This window comes from Moorena sp. SIO3I6 (assembly GCF_010672095.1).
Map to the genome: position 1 here is coordinate 1 of NZ_JAAHHU010000841.1, position 2,109 is coordinate 2,109.

General features: G+C 45.5%; 1 protein-coding gene and 2 pseudogenes. 1 reads left to right on the forward strand and 2 read right to left on the reverse strand.

Annotated features, from left to right (window positions below):
* Together F6K49_RS43405 and F6K49_RS43410 are read right to left on the reverse strand one after the other, a co-directional pair.
* Positions 1-263: pseudogene (locus tag F6K49_RS43405) on the reverse strand (hypothetical protein); the annotation flags it as partial.
* Positions 264-485: 222 nt separating this feature from the next.
* A complete protein-coding gene (locus F6K49_RS43410; protein ID WP_293107886.1) occupies positions 486-836 on the reverse strand; it encodes a transposase family protein in 351 nt (116 codons plus the stop codon).
* 598 nt (positions 837-1,434) lie between these two features.
* On the opposite strand from F6K49_RS43410, the pseudogene F6K49_RS43415 reads away from it, so the two are divergent.
* Positions 1,435-1,981: pseudogene (locus tag F6K49_RS43415) on the forward strand (IS5 family transposase); the annotation flags it as partial.
* Positions 1,982-2,109: the final 128 nt, after the last annotated feature.

A 2,109-nucleotide genomic window follows, 5' to 3' on the forward strand; every position in this document is an offset into this window, starting at 1 on the left:
TACCACTGATCTTGCCTATGCAACGGGGGAAGTTGGCTGACAGAAACAGTCCACACCTGACGGACTTCGATACGGTGATGTCCACTCTCTATGGTTTGGTCATAGTCGTAGTCAATGCCTTGCCATTGCTGGGCTTGGGCTTGTTCGAACCAACTCGACCCTTGCTGACGAAACTTACCTTGATTACCTTTGAGTGCCAAAACATAGTCTCCTTCCGCCAGCTTGAAATGCCTGTGCAACTTCGATTTGAGTTCCCATCGCATCGAGGGTTACCACCGTTCGTTTTAAGTTGAGCAATTTCAGCAACTTTGGTACTGCACTATCTTATTGGGCTTGTGATCCACCTTTTGTTGGGCTAGCACCAGTCCATGCTCACTGCTCCAGGCGCTTACACTATGCAGAGCTTTGAGCTTCCCTTTTCGGTCATAGGAACCTCTCTTGGTCTTCCCATCGATAGGTCGCAGCTGTAATCCACACCTGCTGGGTTAGCTCTGCAACCCAACTGAGAAATCCCAACTCCCGTGGTCAAGTCGGTCCAACAAACCTAAAACTCTTCCAATCGTGTCATGGGACGGTATGCCATTGGGCAACTCTAAAAACCTTTCCAACCACGATTGCAACGCTAATCCGTAAGTCTCTATCGCAACACATCCATCGGCACCACATAACACTGCTAACAGGGACACAGTGACAATATCGACCAAGTTATGCTGTCGTGTTCTTGCCACTCGGGGGTCTTCTAGGTGTTTAAAATTTTTCAGCACACTACGCTTGAGCAGCTTTGCCTCTTTTTCCTCCCTGGGGCTCAACGCCTTTTTAACAAAGCCTTTTGCCATCTTTTGCTCCCTGACATTCTAGATTTATTTACATTAACAGCTAAGGGTGATTCTCAGGTGAGCACAACTTCTCTATCCTCTCAAATCTATTTAATCTTACTTTTGTCAGTCAAATATGATACAAAATTAGAGGCGATTACCCTGGCATATAAAGAGTGATTTGTCAAAAAAATTTAGATGCGTTTGCCCTGGGTGTTCAAATTGGCAAAATTCCTGTACTGTATTATATCTCTTGCAAAAGTATTTTTTTGATAGTGTTTGCGTCAATTCTTGTCCACTGTTCCGGTGATCCGCAGATTCGCTGTTCCCGACAACTGCCGCAAAGTCTATTGATATCCGGATCAGCCAAGAGACTTGAAGTCACACCAGACCACCAGGGTTGTTCGACACAATAGTATACCTCTTGCAAAAGTCTTTCGTGGTATGATAGAAAGCTTAGTGATTTTTGATTTAGTCTACGCTTAAGACTAACCAATTTGCTTTGTACTCTCTTTGTATATAAGCCTAGGGCGTGTCATCAATCAAAATGTTTGACAGAAGTAGCTTGATAGGATATTCGTGTAAATCCTGCAATCACAATAGGTGGGCATAAATGATTATGAAACGTTATGGCTGGCGAGATGACCAGTGGGAAAGGCTCGAGCACCTCTTACCTGGTAAAGAGGGCGACCCTGGTGCTACGGCCATTGACAATCGATTATTTGTTGAAGCCGTTTTATATCGCTATCGTGCCGGAATTCCCTGGCGGGATTTACCGGAGCGTTTTGGGGATTTTCGCGTCATTCATACCCGGCATACCCGTTGGTCTGAAAAAGGCGTTTGGAAGAAGGTTTTCGATGTTTTAGCCGAAGACGCTGACAACGAATATGCCGCCATTGATGCAACCATTGTGCGTGCCCATCAACGAGTGCGCTGGTGCGAAAAAAAAACCTGATGATACCTGCATTACCCAAGCCATAGGCCTAAGCATTGGGGGACTATCAACCAAGATTCATGCTACAAGCGATGCCTTGGGCAATCCCACAGGATTTCATCTAACTCCAGGCCTTGCCCACGATTTACAAGGCGCTGACGTCTTGTTGGATTCCATTGATGAGATTGGTGCGCTACTTGCTGATAAAGCCTATGATGCAGAACAACGTGTGCGCTTAGGGCTTGTTAAAAAACAACTTCATGGTTTTAGAATTAGACAAGGGAGTCTAATATCAGAATCGGAGTACTCATATGGGGAGGCAAAACATTAATCAGTGCAAGTGTTGGGAGTGTCAGCAGG

Bases quoted from the DNA above. Each gene is read 5' to 3' on its own strand.
- F6K49_RS43410 (WP_293107886.1), bottom strand. From the start codon at position 836: ATGGCAAAAGGCTTTGTTAAAAAGGCGTTGAGCCCCAGGGAGGAAAAA.